The 17,201-nt window shown below is 59.5% G+C and carries 14 protein-coding genes and 1 pseudogene; 13 read left to right on the top strand and 2 right to left on the bottom strand.

Features of this window, described 5'->3' with window-relative positions; all coding sequences use genetic code 11:
- Positions 1-97: 97 nt before the first annotated feature.
- From BFL40_RS26065 to BFL40_RS26090, 6 genes are read left to right on the top strand one after another with little or no spacing between them, the layout of a single operon-like run.
- Complete coding sequence (locus tag BFL40_RS26065) at positions 98-1,192, top strand: ABC transporter ATP-binding protein (RefSeq protein WP_071486631.1); 1,095 nt, start codon at positions 98-100, stop codon at positions 1,190-1,192.
- The gene (locus BFL40_RS26070) at positions 1,192-2,289 is read left to right on the top strand and encodes an ABC transporter ATP-binding protein (RefSeq protein WP_071486632.1); all 1,098 of its coding nucleotides are present in this window, start codon (positions 1,192-1,194) and stop codon (positions 2,287-2,289) included. Before BFL40_RS26065 ends, BFL40_RS26070 begins: the two co-directional genes overlap by 1 nt.
- Positions 2,286-3,152, top strand: coding sequence for a carbohydrate ABC transporter permease (locus BFL40_RS26075; RefSeq protein WP_071486633.1), 867 nt, complete (start codon positions 2,286-2,288; stop codon positions 3,150-3,152). The genes BFL40_RS26070 and BFL40_RS26075 overlap by 4 nt, the downstream gene beginning before the upstream one ends.
- 10 nt (positions 3,153-3,162) lie before the next feature.
- Positions 3,163-3,963, top strand: coding sequence for a carbohydrate ABC transporter permease (locus BFL40_RS26080; protein ID WP_071486657.1), 801 nt, complete (start codon positions 3,163-3,165; stop codon positions 3,961-3,963).
- Between the two features lie 11 nt (positions 3,964-3,974).
- Entirely contained in the window at positions 3,975-4,247 is a 273-nt protein-coding gene (locus BFL40_RS26085) for a DUF2160 domain-containing protein (protein WP_053255547.1), read from the top strand.
- A 33-nt stretch (positions 4,248-4,280) separates the two neighbouring features.
- Positions 4,281-6,026 carry an ABC transporter substrate-binding protein gene (locus BFL40_RS26090; RefSeq protein WP_071486634.1) on the top strand — a complete coding sequence of 582 codons (1,746 nt, stop codon included), beginning with the start codon at positions 4,281-4,283 and terminating at the stop codon, positions 6,024-6,026.
- A 175-nt stretch (positions 6,027-6,201) separates the two neighbouring features.
- On the opposite strand, the gene BFL40_RS26095 is transcribed toward BFL40_RS26090, so the two are convergent.
- Complete coding sequence (locus tag BFL40_RS26095; protein WP_071486635.1) at positions 6,202-6,633, bottom strand: hypothetical protein; 432 nt, start codon at positions 6,631-6,633, stop codon at positions 6,202-6,204.
- Between the two features lie 163 nt (positions 6,634-6,796).
- On the opposite strand from BFL40_RS26095, the gene BFL40_RS26100 reads away from it, so the two are divergent.
- On the top strand, positions 6,797-7,810 hold the full coding sequence (locus BFL40_RS26100) for an ABC transporter substrate-binding protein (RefSeq protein WP_071486636.1): 1,014 nt from the start codon (positions 6,797-6,799) through the stop codon (positions 7,808-7,810).
- A gap of 292 nt (positions 7,811-8,102) precedes the next feature.
- Here BFL40_RS26100 and BFL40_RS26105 read toward each other — a convergent pair whose 3' ends face one another.
- Positions 8,103-8,891 (bottom strand): AraC family transcriptional regulator, encoded by a 789-nt coding sequence (locus BFL40_RS26105; protein WP_071486637.1) that lies wholly within the window; start codon positions 8,889-8,891, stop codon positions 8,103-8,105.
- Positions 8,892-8,976: 85 nt separating this feature from the next.
- Between BFL40_RS26105 and BFL40_RS26110 the strand changes: the two genes are divergently transcribed.
- The 6 genes and pseudogenes from BFL40_RS26110 to BFL40_RS26135 all read left to right on the top strand — a co-directional run bounded on the left by BFL40_RS26110 (position 8,977) and on the right by BFL40_RS26135 (position 17,197).
- On the top strand, positions 8,977-9,975 hold the full coding sequence (locus BFL40_RS26110; RefSeq protein ID WP_071486638.1) for a bile acid:sodium symporter family protein: 999 nt from the start codon (positions 8,977-8,979) through the stop codon (positions 9,973-9,975).
- A 106-nt stretch (positions 9,976-10,081) separates the two neighbouring features.
- Positions 10,082-11,269: an EAL domain-containing response regulator gene (locus tag BFL40_RS26115; protein ID WP_071486639.1), complete on the top strand. Its 1,188-nt coding sequence runs from the start codon at positions 10,082-10,084 to the stop codon at positions 11,267-11,269.
- 135 nt (positions 11,270-11,404) lie between these two features.
- Complete coding sequence (locus BFL40_RS26120) at positions 11,405-12,031, top strand: response regulator transcription factor (protein ID WP_071486640.1); 627 nt, start codon at positions 11,405-11,407, stop codon at positions 12,029-12,031.
- Positions 12,032-15,669: pseudogene (locus BFL40_RS26125) on the top strand (transporter substrate-binding domain-containing protein). It abuts the gene before it with no gap.
- Between the two features lie 182 nt (positions 15,670-15,851).
- On the top strand, positions 15,852-16,397 hold the full coding sequence (locus BFL40_RS26130) for a fimbrial protein (RefSeq protein WP_071486641.1): 546 nt from the start codon (positions 15,852-15,854) through the stop codon (positions 16,395-16,397).
- Between the two features lie 62 nt (positions 16,398-16,459).
- Positions 16,460-17,197, top strand: a complete 738-nt coding sequence (locus BFL40_RS26135; RefSeq protein WP_071486642.1) for a fimbria/pilus periplasmic chaperone — start codon at positions 16,460-16,462, stop codon at positions 17,195-17,197.
- Positions 17,198-17,201 lie beyond the last annotated feature (4 nt).

Below are 17,201 nucleotides of genomic sequence, written 5' to 3' on the forward strand. Positions count from 1 at the left end.
TAACCCATTTCCTTATGCATCAAGCGCTTGCGGTTTTGGCACGAAACTCGCTCTGACGACTGGCCAGATTCATTCCAATAATAAAAAAGGGCGTGTCATGTCATTGACCCTGGAGCACGTTACTCGCGTCGTTGAAGGCCAAACCTGGATCGACGACGCCAACCTGCGTTTCGAAGCCGGTTCCTTCAATGTCTTGCTCGGCCGCACCTTGTCCGGCAAGACCAGCCTGATGCGCCTGATGGCCGGTCTGGACAAGCCCGACAGCGGCCGCATCCTGATGAACGGTGTGGATGTCACGCAAAAGCCGGTGCGCCTGCGCAACGTGTCGATGGTGTACCAGCAATTCATCAATTACCCGACCATGACCGTGTTCGAAAACATCGCCTCGCCATTGCGCCAGGCCGGTATGTCAGACGAGTTGATCCAGAGCAAAGTGCTGGAAACCGCGAAGATGCTGCGCATCGAAAAGTTTCTCCAGCGCCACCCGCTGGAGCTGTCCGGCGGCCAGCAGCAACGCACGGCGATGGCCCGGGCACTGGTGAAAGACGCCGAGTTGATCCTGTTCGATGAGCCGCTGGTGAACCTGGACTACAAACTGCGCGAAGAGCTGCGTCAGGAAATGCGCGAGCTGTTCAAGGCGCGCCACACCATTGCCATCTATGCCACCACCGAACCCAATGAGGCGCTGGCCCTGGGTGGCACCACCACCATCCTGCACGAAGGCCGAGTGATTCAGAGTGGCAAGGCCGCCGAGGTCTACCACCAGCCACAGACAGTATTGGCCGCCGAACTGTTTTCCGAACCGCCGATCAACCTGATGCCGGGCCGTATCAGTGGCAACGAGGTGAGCTTCGCCAATGTCGTGCACTTCCCGCTGAACGTCGACCTGCGTCCCATCGGCGAAGGCGAGTTCCGCTTTGGCGTGCGCCCCAGCCATATCAGCCTGGTGCCGAGCAACGACGATGACCTGGAGCTGGCGGTGACCGTGGAAGTCGCCGAGATCAGCGGCTCGGAAACCTTCCTGCATGTGCGCAGCGAGCACTTCCTGCTGGTGCTGCATTTGCCGGGCGTGCATGAGTACGACGTCGACGCGCCGATCCGCGTGTATATCCCCACCCATAAACTGTTTGTGTTCGATGGCCAGGGTCGTTTGGTCCAGGCCCCCGGTCGTCGCGTTGCGAGGGTTGCCTGATGGCCGAGATCCATTTGCAGAACCTCGCCCACAGCTACAGCCCTACGCCGACTGGTCCTGAGGACTACGCCATTCGGGAAATGAACCATGTGTGGGAGCAGGGCGGCGCCTACGCTTTACTGGGGCCTTCGGGCTGCGGCAAGTCGACCCTGCTCAATATCATCTCCGGCCTGCTCAGCCCGTCCGAAGGCCAGGTGCTGTTCGACACTAAAGTGGTCAACGACCTGACCCCGGAAAAACGCAACATTGCCCAGGTGTTCCAGTTTCCGGTGGTGTACGACACCATGACGGTGTTCGATAACCTGGCTTTCCCCCTACGAAACCAGGGCATGCACGAGGCGAAAATTCACAGCAAGGTACAGGAAATTGCCGAAGTCCTTGACCTGCAAAACCTGTTGAGCAAGAAAGCGCGCAACCTCACCGCCGATGAAAAACAAAAAGTCTCCATGGGCCGTGGCCTGGTACGCGACGACGTTTCAGCGATCCTGTTTGATGAGCCGCTGACGGTGATTGACCCGCACCTCAAATGGAAGCTGCGGCGCAAGCTCAAGCAGATTCACGAGCAGTTCAATATCACCATGGTCTACGTGACCCACGATCAACTGGAGGCCTCGACCTTCGCCGACAAGATCGCGGTGATGTACGGCGGCCAGATTGTGCAGTTCGGCACGCCTCGCGAGTTGTTCGAGCGACCGAGCCATACCTTTGTCGGCTATTTCATCGGCAGCCCTGGGATGAATCTGATCGAGGTGCAGGCCGAGGCGGGCGGGGTGCGTTTTGCCGACACCGTTCTGCCATTGCCAGAGGCGTTGCAGCAACGGATTACCGAAACGAACCCCAAGAAGCTGCAGGTAGGTATCCGCCCGGAATTTATCCATGTGTGGGATGAGCATAATCCCGACGCACTGCAAGCCGATGTCATGCACCTCGAAGACCTCGGCACCTACAAGATCATGACCCTCAACCTCGATGGTGCGCCGTTGAAAGTGCGTCTGGCCGAAGACAAACCGGTGCCCGAAGGCAAAGCGTCTATCAGCTTCCCCGCGCAATGGCTGATGGTCTACGCCGACGATTACCTGGTGGAGGTGCTGCCATGAACAAGGTGCAGAACAACAAGGCCTGGTGGCTGGTGTTGCCGGTGTTCCTGCTGGTGGCGTTCAGTGCGGTGATCCCGATGATGACGGTGGTCAACTACTCGGTGCAGGACATCTTCGACCAGTCCAGCCGCTACTTCGTCGGCGCCGACTGGTACAAGCAGGTGCTGCTCGACCCGCGCCTGCACGACTCGTTGCTGCGCCAGTTCATCTATTCAGCCTGCGTGTTGCTGATCGAAATCCCGCTGGGCATCGCCATCGCCCTGACCATGCCGACCAAGGGCCGCTGGTCGTCGCTGGTGTTGATCATTCTGGCGATTCCGCTGCTGATTCCGTGGAACGTGGTCGGCACCATCTGGCAGATCTTCGGCCGCGCCGATATCGGCCTGCTCGGTTGGACGCTCAACGCCATGGGCATCAGCTACAACTACGCCGCCAACACCATGGACGCCTGGGTCACCGTACTGGTGATGGATGTTTGGCACTGGACCTCGCTGGTGGCATTGCTCTGTTACTCGGGGCTACGGGCGATCCCGGATGTGTACTACCAGGCCGCGCGTATCGATCGCGCATCCGCCTGGGCGGTTTTCCGACATATCCAATTGCCCAAGATGAAAAGCGTGCTGCTGATCGCGGTGATGTTGCGCTTCATGGACAGCTTCATGATCTACACCGAGCCCTTCGTGCTCACCGGCGGCGGGCCGGGTAACGCCACCACGTTCTTGAGTCAGACGCTGACCCAGATGGCCGTAGGCCAATTCGACCTGGGCCCGGCCGCGGCGTTTTCCCTGGTGTATTTCCTGATCATCCTGTTGGTGTCCTGGCTGTTTTACACCGCCATGACTCACTCCGATGCCAACCGCTGAGGCCGCAGACATGAGCAACCGCAAGCTGATTCCGCTGCTGATCTACATCCTGTTCCTGCTGGTGCCGATCTATTGGCTGCTGAACATGTCCTTCAAGAGCAACACCGAAATCCTTGGCGGGCTGACGCTGTTTCCGCAGGATTTCACCCTGGCCAACTACAAGGTGATTTTCACCGACCCGAGTTGGTACACCGGCTACCTCAACTCGCTGTACTACGTGAGTTTGAACACGGTGATCTCCCTGAGCGTGGCGTTGCCGGCGGCCTACGCCTTCTCGCGTTACCGTTTTCTCGGCGACAAGCACCTGTTCTTCTGGCTGCTGACCAACCGCATGGCGCCACCGGCGGTATTTTTGCTGCCGTTTTTCCAGCTGTATTCGTCCATCGGCCTGTTCGACACGCACATCGCCGTGGCCCTGGCGCACTGCCTGTTCAACGTGCCGTTGGCGGTGTGGATTCTCGAAGGCTTCATGTCGGGCGTGCCCAAGGAAATCGACGAAACCGCCTACATCGATGGCTACAGCTTTCCCAAGTTTTTCGTGAAGATTTTTATCCCGCTGATTGGTTCCGGCATCGGTGTAACCGCGTTTTTTTGCTTCATGTTTTCCTGGGTCGAGCTGTTGCTGGCGCGCACCTTGACCTCGGTCAACGCCAAGCCCATCGCGGCGGTGATGACCCGCACGGTCTCGGCGTCGGGTATTGATTGGGGCGTGCTGGCAGCGGCGGGGGTGTTGACCATCCTGCCGGGCATGCTGGTGATCTGGTTTGTTCGCAACCATGTGGCCAAGGGCTTCGCCCTGGGCCGGGTCTAAAGGAGTCGATGATGGAATGGATGGCCTGGACCACCCCCACCGCGTTGTTCTTTGCGGCCATTGCCCTGTTGCTGGTGGGCATGACCACCTGGGAACTGCGCTCGCCGAGTATTCCTCGGCGCGGCTTACTGCCGATCAGCACCACCCGTGGTGATCGCTTGTTTATTGGTCTTCTCGGCAGCGCCTACCTGCATTTACTGGTGATCGGCGTAACCGGCTGGAGCATCTGGGTGGCGACTGCGCTGTCCCTGGTGTGGCTGTTGTGTGTGATGCGTTGGGGCTAGTGCTCCGCTTGAATAAACAACCAGGAGGTCTCTATGTTCGATAAAAACAATAAGCTGCGACATAGCATTTCATTGGCCGGCGTACTGGCCCTCAGTGGTTTGAGCGCCACGGCGTGGGCCGATGCGTACGAAGAAGCCGCGAAAAAATGGATCGGCAGCGAGTTCAAACCATCCACGCTCACCGACGCCCAGCAACTCGAAGAGTTGAAGTGGTTTATCAAGGCGTCGGAACCGTTCCGTGGGATGAAGATCAACGTGGTGTCGGAAACCCTCACCACCCATGAGTATGAATCCAAGGTACTGGCCAAGGCCTTCACTGAAATTACCGGGATCAAGCTGACCCACGACTTGCTGCAGGAAGGCGACGTGGTGGAGAAGCTGCAAACCCAGATGCAGTCCGACAAAAATATCTATGACGGCTGGGTCAACGACTCGGACCTGATCGGTACACACTTTCGCTATGGCAAGACCGAGTCCATCACCGACCTGATGGCCAACGAAGGCAAGGCCTTCACCTCGCCGACCCTGGACATCAAGGACTTTATCGGCCTCTCTTTCACCACTGCGCCGGATGGCAAGATCTACCAACTGCCTGACCAACAGTTCGCCAACCTCTACTGGTTCCGCGCCGACTGGTTCGAACGTCCGGAGTTGAAAGCCAAGTTCAAGGAGAAATACGGCTACGACCTCGGCGTGCCGGTGAACTGGTCGGCTTATGAAGACATCGCCAAGTTCTTCAGCGAAGACGTCAAGGAAATCGACGGCAAGCGCATCTATGGGCACATGGACTACGGCAAAAAAGACCCATCCCTGGGTTGGCGCTTCACCGATGCCTGGTTCTCCATGGCCGGTGGCGGCGACAAAGGCCTGCCCAACGGCTTGCCGGTGGACGAGTGGGGCATTCGCGTAGAGGACTGCCACCCGGTGGGTTCCAGCGTGACCCGTGGCGGCGACACCAACGGCCCGGCGGCGGTGTTCGCCACACAAAAATACGTAGACTGGATGAAAGCCTACGCACCACCGGAAGCGGCGGGCATGACCTTCTCCGAATCCGGCCCGGTGCCGTCCCAAGGCAGCATCGCCCAGCAGATCTTCTGGTACACCGCGTTTACCGCCGACATGACCAAGCCGGGCCTGCCGGTGGTGAACGCCGACGGCACGCCGAAATGGCGCATGGCCCCATCGCCCGTCGGGCCTTATTGGGAAAAGGGCATGAAGAAGGGGTATCAGGACGTGGGCTCCTGGACCTTCCTCAAATCCACCCCGGAGAAACAGAAACTCGCAGCCTGGCTTTATGCGCAGTTTGTGACCTCGAAAACCGTCTCGTTGAAAAAAACCATTGTCGGCCTGACGCCGATTCGTGAGTCCGACATCAACTCCCAGGCCATGACCGACCTGGCGCCGAAACTCGGCGGGCTGGTGGAGTTCTACCGCAGCCCGGCCCGCGTGGAGTGGACCCCGACCGGCACCAACGTGCCGGATTACCCACGCCTGGCGCAACTGTGGTGGAGCAACATCGCGGCCGCTGCCAGCGGCGAGAAAACCCCGCAACAGGCGCTGGACAATCTGGCCAAGGAGCAAGACGCGATCATGACGCGTCTGGAACGCTCCAAGGTGCAGCCGGTGTGTGGCCCGAAAATGAACGAAGAGCGTGACGCGCAGTACTGGTTCGACCAGCCGGGCGCGCCGAAGCCGAAACTGGCCAATGAGAAACCGAAGGGGGAGACGGTGGCTTACAACGACCTGCTCAAGTCGTGGGAGGCAGCGCGTAAGGAATAGCGTGGAGTAAAGTTGTTTCCTATGGCGAGCGGGCTTGCCCCGCGTTGGGCTGCGTAGCAGCCCCATGACAGGCGCCGAGTTCATCCAGTAGGAACTCGGTTGTCAGGTTTTGGGGCCGCTACGCAGCCCAGCGGGGGACAAGCCCCCTCGCCACACGTATGAGTGGTGTTCTAGTTCAGGCAACTGCCTGCGGCTGAATCTGCAACTCACCTTCAACATCCTTGACCAACTCACTGGCCAAGAACAGCGGCACCAAACGCTTGTGCAACTGCGGCTCGACAAACTCTTTCACCGTATCCAACGCCAACACGCCACTGAGCGGTAGCTCGGCCTTGGTGTACGACAACCAGGCCTTCTTCAGCGCCATCAACACATCGCTGCCCGCCGTGGAGGCGAAACGACGGTGGGTGGGTTTGGCATCAAAGTGGAAGGTGTGCTGGAACGCGTAGCCGGTTTCATCGCCATTGCCGGCGGCGCAGCGTACGCAGGTGCATGGGCCGTCGCCGAACGCAGTGCGCAGGTAGGTGTTGAAGTCCACCACGGGCTTGAGTGACAGGCGCTTATCGACCTCGAACAGGTCTCCGGTCATTTTTTCGTCAGTGTTCAACGTCCATTTCCTCGCTGGTCAGGCTGAATTTCGATGCGCGGCACAATACCAGCCGGACGGGATTTTGGGGATTATTTGCATAACAATAGACCGCGATATTCTTTTCCTGTCTTAAAAATGGCCGCTACCCTCGTTCACCTTCTCAAAAGCGCGGCAGACTCCCATGACCCTCAAGCGTTCCTCCCTGACCCTCCTGGCCGCGTCCCTGGCTACCGCGAGCGCCTTGCTCAGCCCTGGCGCGCAGGCCGAAGGCAAGATCAGCATCGCCCAGCAATTCGGCATCGGCTACCTTATCCTCGACGTGGTGCGCGACCAGAACCTGATCGAGAAACACGGCAAGGAACAGGGGCTGGATATCAAAGTGGAGTGGAACAGCATTTCCGGCGCCACCGCAATGAACGAGTCGCTACTGGCCGGCGCCCTGGACGTGGTCTCGGCCGGTGTGCCGCCGATGCTGACTGTGTGGGACCGGACCCAGGGCAAGCAGAACGTCAAAGCCATCGCCTCCCTCGGCTCGATGCCCAACTACCTGCTGACCAACAACCCCAACGTGAAGACCCTCAAGGACTTCACCGAGAAAGACCGCATCGCCGTGCCTGCCGCCGGTGTAGGCTTCCAATCGCGCACCTTGCAGATCGAAACCGCCAAGCAATTCGGCGATGCCAACTACAAGAAGTTCGACGACATCTCCATCAGCCTGGCCCACCCCGACGCCACGGCGGCGCTGATTGCCGGTGGTTCGGAAATCAATTCGCACTTCTCCAGCCCACCGTTCCAGTATCAGGAACTGCTCAACCCGAACGTGCACAAGGTGCTCAGTTCCTACGACATCCTCGGCGGGCAGGCCACGTTCAACGTGCTCTACACCACACAGAAATTCCACGATGAAAACCCCAAGACCTACAAGGCGTTCTACGACGCGTTGGCCGAAGCCGAGAAGATCATCAAGGCCGACAAGCCCGCCGCGGCCAAGGCGTATATCCGTGTAGAACAGTCGAAGTTGCCGTTGGAACTGGTCGAAAAAATCGTCCAGGACCCGGAAATCGACTTCACCATCGTGCCGCAGCGCACCTTCATCTATGCCGAGAAACTGCAAGAACTTGGCGTACTGAAAAACAAAGCCGCCAGTTGGAAAGACTACTTCTTCGAAGAGGCCCACGGCGGCAACGGCAGTTGACCCTGTCAGATGCACACCGATCAAAATATGGGAGCTCCATACATCAGGAAAACACCCCATCGCGGCGGCCCACGGATTCAAGCCTGCGTGCGGGCACACCGAGCCTAGGCGAGGTGCCGAGTGGTGGGGTAAGAGCCTTTTGGTTACTTTTGGGCTCCTTTCAAAAGTGACCCGCCGTAAGGGCGGAACCAATACCCGCCATAACCGCAAAAAACGGATATGTACTCAACCTACCTAAAGAAAATAGCCACCCCGAACTCCACCACACAGTGGATCGACATTACTTGAACGATCAGCGGAAAAACTCCCCGGGAGTAGCATCAAACTGCTGCCGAAACGCATTGATAAACGCCGAGGTGGATTCATACCCACACCCCAACGCCACATCCGTCACCCGCTCACCCTGCTCCAGCGCGGGCAGGGCACTCAGCAATCGCAATCGCTGGCGCCACGCCCGAAACGTCAGCCCGGTGTCACCCAGGAACAACCGACTGAGGGTCTTCTCGCTGACCCCCAGCTTCCGGCTCCAGTCACCCAAGGTCGTCTGCTGCTCCGGGTGCACGTTCAGGCTGCGGTAAATCTGCCGCAATCGCGGGTCATGGGGCAGCGGCAGCATCAAATCCACCTGAGGCGCCGCCGCCAGCTGGTCCAGCACCACCTGCGCCAGTCGCCCATCCGGCCCATCCTCGGCATATTCCACCGGCAACTCGCTGAACCTGCGGATCAACTCGCGCAATAAACTGCTCACTTCCAGCACCTGACAACGCTCGGCCGCCCAGGCGGTGACGCTGCAATCGAGGTACAGGCTACGCATTTCCGTGTGCGGCGAACTGAACACCCGGTGCGGCACACCCGCCGGTATCCACACCGCGCGCTGGGGCGGAGCAACGAAACGGCCGACGCTGGTCTGGATCTCCAGCACCCCGGAAATCGCGTACGACAATTGCACCCACGGGTGGCTGTGCTGACGGGTCAGCGCGCGGTTGGGCAGGGATTCGGTGCGCCCATACACCGGCCGTGGCAGGCTGGAAAGCCCAGGCACGCTGCGGCGGACGGTCTTTTCATGTCCTTTAGGCGGCATTTACTGGCTCATTGGCGTTAGTCGGTAACAAGCCGTTACGTTAGAGTCGCGACGATGCTCTTGGCAACCCCTGGAAGATTTGCTTATGACCCGCCCGCGTTTTCTGCCCGACAACTTCACCCTGACCCTGGTGGCCACGGTGATCCTCGCTTCTTTCCTGCCCGCCAGCGGCCAGACCGCCGTGGCCTTCGGTTGGGTGACGAACCTGGCCATCGCGCTGCTGTTTTTCCTGCACGGTGCCAAGCTGTCGCGCCAGGCCATCGTCGCCGGTGCCGGCCACTGGCGCCTGCACTTGCTGGTGTTCAGCCTGACGTTCGTGCTGTTTCCGCTGCTGGGCCTGGCGCTCAAGCCGGTGCTGTCGCCGCTGATCGGCAAAGACCTGTACATGGGCATGCTCTACCTCTGCGCCTTGCCGGCCACTGTGCAATCGGCGATTGCCTTCACCTCCCTGGCACGCGGCAATATCCCGGCGGCAATTTGCAGCGCGGCGGCGTCCAGCCTGTTCGGCATTTTCCTCACGCCGCTGCTGGTGACCCTGCTGCTTAACGTACACGGTGATGGCGGCTCCACCGTCGACGCGATCCTGAAAATCAGCGTGCAACTGCTGCTTCCATTTGTCGCCGGGCAAATCGCCCGCAATTGGATCGGCGAGTGGGTCGGCCGCAATAAATCCTGGCTGAAGTTCGTCGACCAGGGCTCGATCCTGCTGGTAGTCTTCGGCGCGTTCAGTGAAGCCGTCAACGAAGGTATCTGGCACCAGATCCCGCTGTGGGAATTGGGTGGTCTAGTCGTCGCGTGCTGTGTGTTGCTGGCCTTGGTGCTGGTGGCATCTACCGTGCTGGGTAAGGCTTTCGGTTTTAGCCAGGAAGATCGCATCACCATCTTGTTCTGTGGCTCGAAGAAGAGCCTGGCGACGGGCGTGCCGATGGCTCAGGTGTTGTTTGCCGGGGCGACCATGGGTGTGCTGATCCTGCCGCTGATGCTGTTTCACCAGATCCAGTTGATGGTGTGTGCGGCGCTGGCCCAGCGTTATGCCAAGCGGCCGGAGTCGATTCCGGAACTGATGGGGCAGGTCGATCCTTAATAATTGCTGGGAAATTTCCTACAGGTCGATAGGACGCTTCCCTCAATAATCAGGACTAACCCCGGCCACTATCACCCTCTTCGCACCTGCAAAGTGGTTGATAAGCATGGCCTCTCCTCGCGTACTGGTTTTGGAAAACCAACGATTTCAGCGCAGTGTCCTGATCAAGATGCTGGATCACCTGGGGGTGCGCGATGTCGTCCAGGCCAGTGATGGCGAGCACGCTATGGCGCAATTGCAGGAGTGCGGCGGGGTCGACATTGTGCTGTGCGACTTGGCCGACCGCAGCCTGGACTGTTTGGCGTTCTTGCGCAGTGCCGGCCAGTTCGGCATGGTCCGCGCGGTGGCGCTGTGCAGCGAACTGGGCCCGGAGTTGCGTCGCGCGCTGGAGCAGATGGGTTCGCTGTCGGGCTTGCAACTGCTGGGGGTCATGGCCCCCCCGCTGCAACTGCGCACACTGCGCAAGGTTTTGCATCGTTACACCTACCGACGTGCCCAGTCGAGTGTTGCGCCCATCGTCAAATCCTTGCCCAGTGAACTGGAGATCCAGCGCGGCTTGGCCTTGGGCGAGTTTCGGGCCTGGTTCCAACCCAAACTTGTGATGAGCACCGGTCAACTGGCCGGTGTTGAGGCCTTGGTGCGCTGGGAGCATCCGGCGCGGGGTGTGTTGTTGCCCGGCGACTTTCTGGCCGCCGTGCTGGCTTACGACCTGATTGACGACATGTTCAAGCAACTGCTGGAGCAAGGCTTGAGCTTGCTGGGCGTACTGCGTCGGCAACAAGTGCAATTGGAGCTGGCCTTCAATCTTCACGCGTCACAATTGCTCAACAGCAACGTGGTGGCGCACATCCAATGGGCGTTGGGCCAGCACGGTTTTCCCGGTTCCACCTTGATGTTCGAGTTTGCCGAAAATGGCTTGCTGAACATCACTCCACCGATCCAGGAAAACCTGTTACGCCTGCGCATGCTGGGCTGTGGTTTGTCGATTGATGACTTTGGTACAGGCTTTTCGTCCCTCAAGCTGCTCTGCCAGTTGCCATTCAACCAACTCAAGCTGGACAGTGAGTTTGTCCGTCATGTGGACGAGCCACGCAGTCAGACCATGATCAGCAGCACTCTGGCGTTGGCCAAGTCCCTGGACATGAGCCTGGTGATCGAAGGTGTCAGCAATCAGCGCATTCGCGACGGCGTGCTGGCGATGGGCTGCGAGCTTGGCCAGGGTTACTACCTGGCACGGCCAATGTCGGCTTATCGGCTGCTACCTTGGCTGGAGGCGCATGCTGCTGGGGGCTGAAAGATCTAAGAAATTTCCTACACTTAGGTCGCGCTCGTGTATTTTTAGTAACGCGTCGATCGGTCACTTTTCCTACTTTTTGCGCTATAGACAGGCGAGTCACCCGCTAGGCGAGCCTGTCATACAGGGGTATCTATGTTTAAAGCGATAGTCGTGGACGATCATCCGTTTATTCGCTCTTCCGTCAAAATGCTCTTGAAGCAGGAAGGCTTCGAGGTGGTGGCCGAGGCTGATAACGGCGCAGACGCTGTGCAGTTGGCCCGCGAGCATGAGCCCGAGCTGATTGTGCTGGATATTGCTATGCCTAAACTGGATGGCCTGGAAGTGATTGCGCGGATCTGCGCCCTGGGCCTGCCGTGCAAGATCCTGGTGCTGACCTCACAGTCGCCGCTGTTCTATTCCATGCGCTGCATGAAGGCCGGTGCGGCGGGTTATGTCTCCAAGACCAACGATCTGGATGAGCTGATCAAGGCGATCAAGGCGGTCATGGGCGGTTACACCTTCTTTCCGAATCTGGCTCATAGTTCGGTGCGCCGCAGTGATGTGGAAAGTACTGATCTGGAGCTGATCCAGACGCTGTCCGACCGTGAGTTGACCATTTTGCAGCAACTGTCCCAAGGCCTGAGTAACAAGGAAATCGGCGATGCGATGCTGCTTAGCAACAAGACTGTCAGTACTTACAAGACCCGCCTGATCGAGAAACTCAAGGTGAAGTCGGTGGTGTACCTGGCCGATTTTGCCAAACGTAACAATCTGGTCTGAATGAATACTTTCTTGCGCAGATGGTTGGTGGGTGTGGTGCTGGCAGGCACTTTGAGCGGGACCGCGCTGGCGGCCGTACCGGCAGAGACCTTTCAGGTACTGGGGCGCTCCCATGTTTCGGAGTACGGTGTTTCATTGTCTGAGCCGGACTGGAGCTGGCTGCGGAGCAAGGGCGTGCTGGTGATGGGGGCGTCGGCCCCGGACTATTCGCCTTTTGCCATGACGACGAATAGCCACGACTACGAAGGCCTTACCGCCGACTACGTGCGGCTCTTGAGCGAATTATTGCGCACCCCGGTAGAGGTCCGCCGTTTTGCCTCCCGCGCCGAAGTGATCGAAGCCCTCAAGCAGGGATCTGTGGATTTTCTCGGAACCGCCAATGGCTATGAGCAGGCGGACCCCGAACTGTTGATGTCGACGTCCTACGCCGAAGACCAGCCCACCCTGATCACCCGGGTTGCCGACAGCCATGCACTCACCCAGGATTTGGCGGGCAAGAAAATCGCCATGCTTTATCACTACCTGCCACCGGAGGCAGTCGAGGCGTTCTATCCCAAGGCCACATTACAACTCTACCCCTCGACCTTGAGCGCGATTGGTGCTGTCGCCTTTGGCAATGCCGATGTGTACCTGGGCGACTCCATCAGTGCCCAGTACCTGATCAACAAGAACTACCTGAACAACGTGCAGTTGTCTGACTTTTCTCAGTTGGAGGTCAGTAACTTTTCCTTTGCAGTGGCGCGTGACAACAGCCGTTTGCTGCAGATACTCAATAGTGCACTGGCCGTGATCCCCCAAGGCGAGCGCATGACTATCCTGCGGCGCTGGAGTGCCGGTGGCGGCAGTATGCCGGGGCGCACTGTGCTGAATTCAGTGCCAGTGAGCAACGCTGGATGGCCGCTCACCCACGCTTGAAGGTGGCGATCGATGACAGTTTTCTACCGTTCTCGTTTTTCAATGAAGAGGGCGAGTTCCGCGGGATCAGCGCCGATGTGCTAGCCAAGGTCGCGTTGCGTACCGGCTTGAAGTTCGATGTGCAGCGTGCGCACTCCGTGGCCGGCATGCTCCAACAAATCCGCACTGACAAGGCGGACTTGCTGATTACGCTGACCCCCAGCCAGTCTCGGGAAAACCTGTTGCGTTTTACCCGGCCCTACTTGAACACGCCCTTTGTGCTGGTCAGCCGTATCGACCCGGGCAGCCCAGGCACCCTGGATGAGATGGCCGGCAAGCGCCTGGCTGTGATCAATGGCAATTCGGTGCGAGACCAGTTGCTGGATGATTTCCCCAACATCACCCTGGTCGAGGCCGAAAACGCCCAGCAGGCACTGGCCCTGGTGGCCAATGGGCAGGCGGATGCCTCTGTCAATTCGTTGATTACCGCGCGCTACATGATTTCGCGTCAGTACCGCGACCAGTTGCGTATCACCAGTACTGTCGGCACCCAGTTGGCGAGTGTGGCGTTCGCTACTTCTCGCGGCTCCTTGGAGCTGTACTCGATCCTGGAAAAAGCTCTGCTCAGTATTCCACCGGAAGAAATGGATGAAGTTACTAACCGCTGGCGCAGTGAGATTGCCGTGGATGACAGCTACTGGCTGCGCAACCGCACCCTGATCCTGCAGGGTTTCGCCGTGGCAGCCGTGTTGTTGCTGGTGGCGCTGGGCTGGATCGCCTATTTGCGCATGTTGATGCGCCAGCGCAAGCAGGCGCAGATAGCCCTGAATGATCAGATGGAATTCATGCGGGTGCTGATCGACGGCACGCCCCATCCCATCTATGTGCGCGACCGCCAGGCACGGTTGCGCATCTGCAACAGTGGCTACCTTGAAGTCTTCGGTGTGGAGCGCGAGGCCGTGCTCGGCAAGACCGTGGTCGAAGGTGTGCTGAAAAGCGCCAGCGAGGCCGCCGCCTACCATGAGGACTATTTGCAGGTCATGGCAGAGGGCGTGCCCAGGGTGCAGGACCGTCGCCTGACCATGGGGCCGGACAAAGTATTGACCATCTACCACTGGATGCTGCCGTACCGGGGCAGCGACGGTGAAGTCAGCGGCATGATTGGTGGCTGGATCGATATCAGCGAGCGCCAGCACCTGCTCGAAGCACTTCGCGAGGCCAAGGAGGGCGCCGACGCAGCGAACCGCGCCAAGACTACCTTCCTGGCGACCATGAGCCATGAAATCCGCACGCCGATGAATGCGATTATCGGCATGTTGGAGCTGGCGATGAAAAAGGCTGACCAGGGCGTCACCGACCGCCTCTCCATCGAGGTGGCGTCGGGTGCCGCCCATGGCCTGCTGGATTTGATTGGCGACATCCTCGATATCGCGCGCATCGAATCCGGCCGCCTGTCCCTGGCACCGGAGCGCGCTAACCTGCGTGAGCTGGTGGAGTCGGTGGCGCGAATTTTCGAAGGGCTGGCGCGACAGAAGCACCTGCAACTGATCCTCGATCTGGACGCTACTGTGAGCCGCCAGGTGCTGGTGGACCCTCTGCGGTTCAAGCAGGTCGCCTCTAACCTGTTGAGCAATGCGATCAAGTTCACCAACGAAGGTGTCGTACGCCTGCGGGTGAGTGCCGAACCCAGTGGCGATGATGAACGCCTGGCGATCTGCCTGCGGGTGGAAGACACCGGCAGCGGTATTTCCAGCGAAGACCAACAGCGCCTGTTCAGCCCGTTCGCCCAGGCCGGCAACCATGGCCAGTCGGCTCGCAGCGGCTCGGGGCTGGGCCTGATGATCAGCCGTACGTTGTGCGAAATGATGGGCGGCAGTCTGGTACTCAACAGCGTGCTGGGGCAGGGTACCCAGGTTGAAGTACGGATCAGCCTGCCGACATTGGCGACGCTCGAAACCCCGCCGATTGTCGAACCGGCGCAGTTGCCTGCCGCCCAAGCCCTCAATGTGCTGGTGATCGACGATTACCCGGCCAACCGTCTGCTGTTATCCCAGCAACTGCACTACCTCGGCCACCGGGTGGTGGATGCCGAGGATGGTGCGCATGGCCTGCGGGCCTGGCGCGCCCAGCATTTCGACGTGGTGATCACTGACTGCAATATGCCGCTGATGAATGGTTACGAATTGGCCCGGGCGATTCGTGATGAAGAGCGCACCAGGGACTTGCGGGCGGGGCTGATCCTGGGCCTGACCGCCAATGTCCAGCCGGAAGAAAGGGGCCGCTGCCTCGATGCTGGCATGGACGATTGCCTGTTCAAACCCATCAGCCTCCAGGACCTCAGTGCACGCCTGGCTTCCTTGGTGCCCCACACCACGCCGGTGCTCACCGACGAAGCGCATCGCGAGCTGCCGGATGGCATCGACCTGAGCAGCCTGGAGCAGCTCAGCCGGGGTGACTCTACGTCGATCAAAAGTCTGCTGCAGGACCTGGCCACCAGCAACGAGCAGGACATGGCACGCCTGATGCTGCTGTTTACTCAGCACGATGTCACCGGTCTGGCCGACCTTGCCCACCGGGTAAAGGGCGGTGCGCGGATCATCAAGGCACAACGCTTGATTCAGGCGTGTGAAGCGTTGGAAGTGGCCTGCGAGGGGCTCAACTCCGCTGTGCTCACGGAGGCGGTGGATGGGCTGCAGCAGGCGATGGAGCAGCTTGAGCAAACATTGGAGACTTATCTGTATTAGTTTTCATGGGAAATTTCCTACATCTGGCAGGGATAGGTACTACATGGTCGGGTAACTCTTAAGCGGAAGATAAACCTGTCGCACACAACAGATGCTTTGTTTATTACCAGCGCGCATTCGGCGCCTGGCAACTCATCAACGTTGGGCGGCAGTGTTTAAAACTTTCCCATTGGAGTTGCACCATGAAAACTAAAGCTCTCACGCTCGCTGCCCTGGTTTGCGCTTCTGGCGCGCAGTTCGCCAACGCCGCCGATGGCACCATCAATTTCAACGGTGAACTGGTCAACCAGACCTGCACCATCGCGGTCGATGGCGTGGTCACCCCAGCCGCCGCCACCGTCACCCTGCCGACCATCTCCACCGGCCTGTTGACCGCTGCCGGCCAGGCCGAGGGCCGCACCGGTTTCAACATCCAACTGAGTGCCTGTGTGGGGGCGGCGGCTACCGCCGCTGCGTTCTTCAACTCCGGCGCCACCGTCGACCCGGTCACTGGCAACCTGAACAACATGACCGGCACCGCCACCAACGTGCAACTGCAACTGGTCGATGCCCAGGGCGGCGCGGTGATTCAGGCCGGTAACACCAACCAGCGCACCCAGACCACCCGCAACACCATTGACGGTAACGGCGCGGCCAACATGCCATACGCCGTGCAGTACTTCGCGACCGGCGCCACTACCCCAGGCACCGTGGTCAGCTCCGTTACGTACAACGTCGACTACCAGTAAGCCGCAAGCATGTCTGCGCGCTGCATGTGCGGCGCGCCGATGTCTGGCTGATGAGGTGTGTTATGTCCTGCCTGAAAATGCTTCGTCGTAGTGTATGTGTGGCCCTCGCCATGGTGGCCTGCTCCCAGGCCATGGCCGGTGTGGTGATCACCGGTACCCGCATGATCTACCCCGCGGGTCAGAAGGAAATCACCGTCAAATTGAACAACAACGGTATGCGCCCCGCGCTGGTTCAGGCATGGGTGGACACCGGTGATGTGCAGTCCAGCCCTACCAGTTCCAAGGCGCCGTTTGTGTTGTCGCCGCCGGTGTCGCGCATTGATCCGAGCAAGGGCCAGAGCCTGCGCCTGATGTTCACCGGCGTGCCATTGCCCGCCAACAAGGAGTCGGTGTTCTGGCTCAATATCCTGGAGATCCCGCCCAAGGCTGAAGGCCCGGTGGACCTCAACGTGCTGCAAATGGCATTTCGTTCGCGGATCAAAATTTTCTACCGCCCCGATGGCCTGACAGGCAGCGCCACCGATGCCCCGGCGTTGGTGCAATGGAAGATCATTCCCCAGGGCCAGGGTTATGCGCTGCAAGCGTTCAACCCGACACCGTTTCATGTGTCGTTGGTGGAGTTGAACCTGGCAGTGGGTGGCAAGCGCTTTGAAGGCGAGAACGGCATGGTCGGCCCCGGCGCGACCCAGGTGTTTGCCGTGTCCGGCCTCAAGTCTGCGCCGGGCACTGGCCAGGTCGAGTTCAACGCAATCAACGACTACGGCGCATTGATGCCGATCCAGCAACCGCTCAAGCCCTGACCTC

It is taken from the genome of Pseudomonas costantinii (assembly GCF_001870435.1).
In the GTDB taxonomy this organism is placed as follows: Bacteria; Pseudomonadota; Gammaproteobacteria; order Pseudomonadales; family Pseudomonadaceae; genus Aquipseudomonas; species Aquipseudomonas costantinii.

Bases quoted from the DNA above. Each gene is read 5' to 3' on its own strand.
- BFL40_RS26065 (WP_071486631.1), top strand. From the start codon at position 98: ATGTCATTGACCCTGGAGCACGTTACTCGCGTCGTTGAAGGCCAAACC.
- BFL40_RS26070 (WP_071486632.1), top strand. From the start codon at position 1,192: ATGGCCGAGATCCATTTGCAGAACCTCGCCCACAGCTACAGCCCTACG.
- BFL40_RS26075 (WP_071486633.1), top strand. From the start codon at position 2,286: ATGAACAAGGTGCAGAACAACAAGGCCTGGTGGCTGGTGTTGCCGGTG.
- BFL40_RS26080 (WP_071486657.1), top strand. From the start codon at position 3,163: ATGAGCAACCGCAAGCTGATTCCGCTGCTGATCTACATCCTGTTCCTG.
- BFL40_RS26085 (WP_053255547.1), top strand. From the start codon at position 3,975: ATGGAATGGATGGCCTGGACCACCCCCACCGCGTTGTTCTTTGCGGCC.
- BFL40_RS26090 (WP_071486634.1), top strand. From the start codon at position 4,281: ATGTTCGATAAAAACAATAAGCTGCGACATAGCATTTCATTGGCCGGC.
- BFL40_RS26100 (WP_071486636.1), top strand. From the start codon at position 6,797: ATGACCCTCAAGCGTTCCTCCCTGACCCTCCTGGCCGCGTCCCTGGCT.
- BFL40_RS26105 (WP_071486637.1), bottom strand. From the start codon at position 8,891: ATGCCGCCTAAAGGACATGAAAAGACCGTCCGCCGCAGCGTGCCTGGG.
- BFL40_RS26110 (WP_071486638.1), top strand. From the start codon at position 8,977: ATGACCCGCCCGCGTTTTCTGCCCGACAACTTCACCCTGACCCTGGTG.
- BFL40_RS26115 (WP_071486639.1), top strand. From the start codon at position 10,082: ATGGCCTCTCCTCGCGTACTGGTTTTGGAAAACCAACGATTTCAGCGC.
- BFL40_RS26120 (WP_071486640.1), top strand. From the start codon at position 11,405: ATGTTTAAAGCGATAGTCGTGGACGATCATCCGTTTATTCGCTCTTCC.
- BFL40_RS26130 (WP_071486641.1), top strand. From the start codon at position 15,852: ATGAAAACTAAAGCTCTCACGCTCGCTGCCCTGGTTTGCGCTTCTGGC.
- BFL40_RS26135 (WP_071486642.1), top strand. From the start codon at position 16,460: ATGTCCTGCCTGAAAATGCTTCGTCGTAGTGTATGTGTGGCCCTCGCC.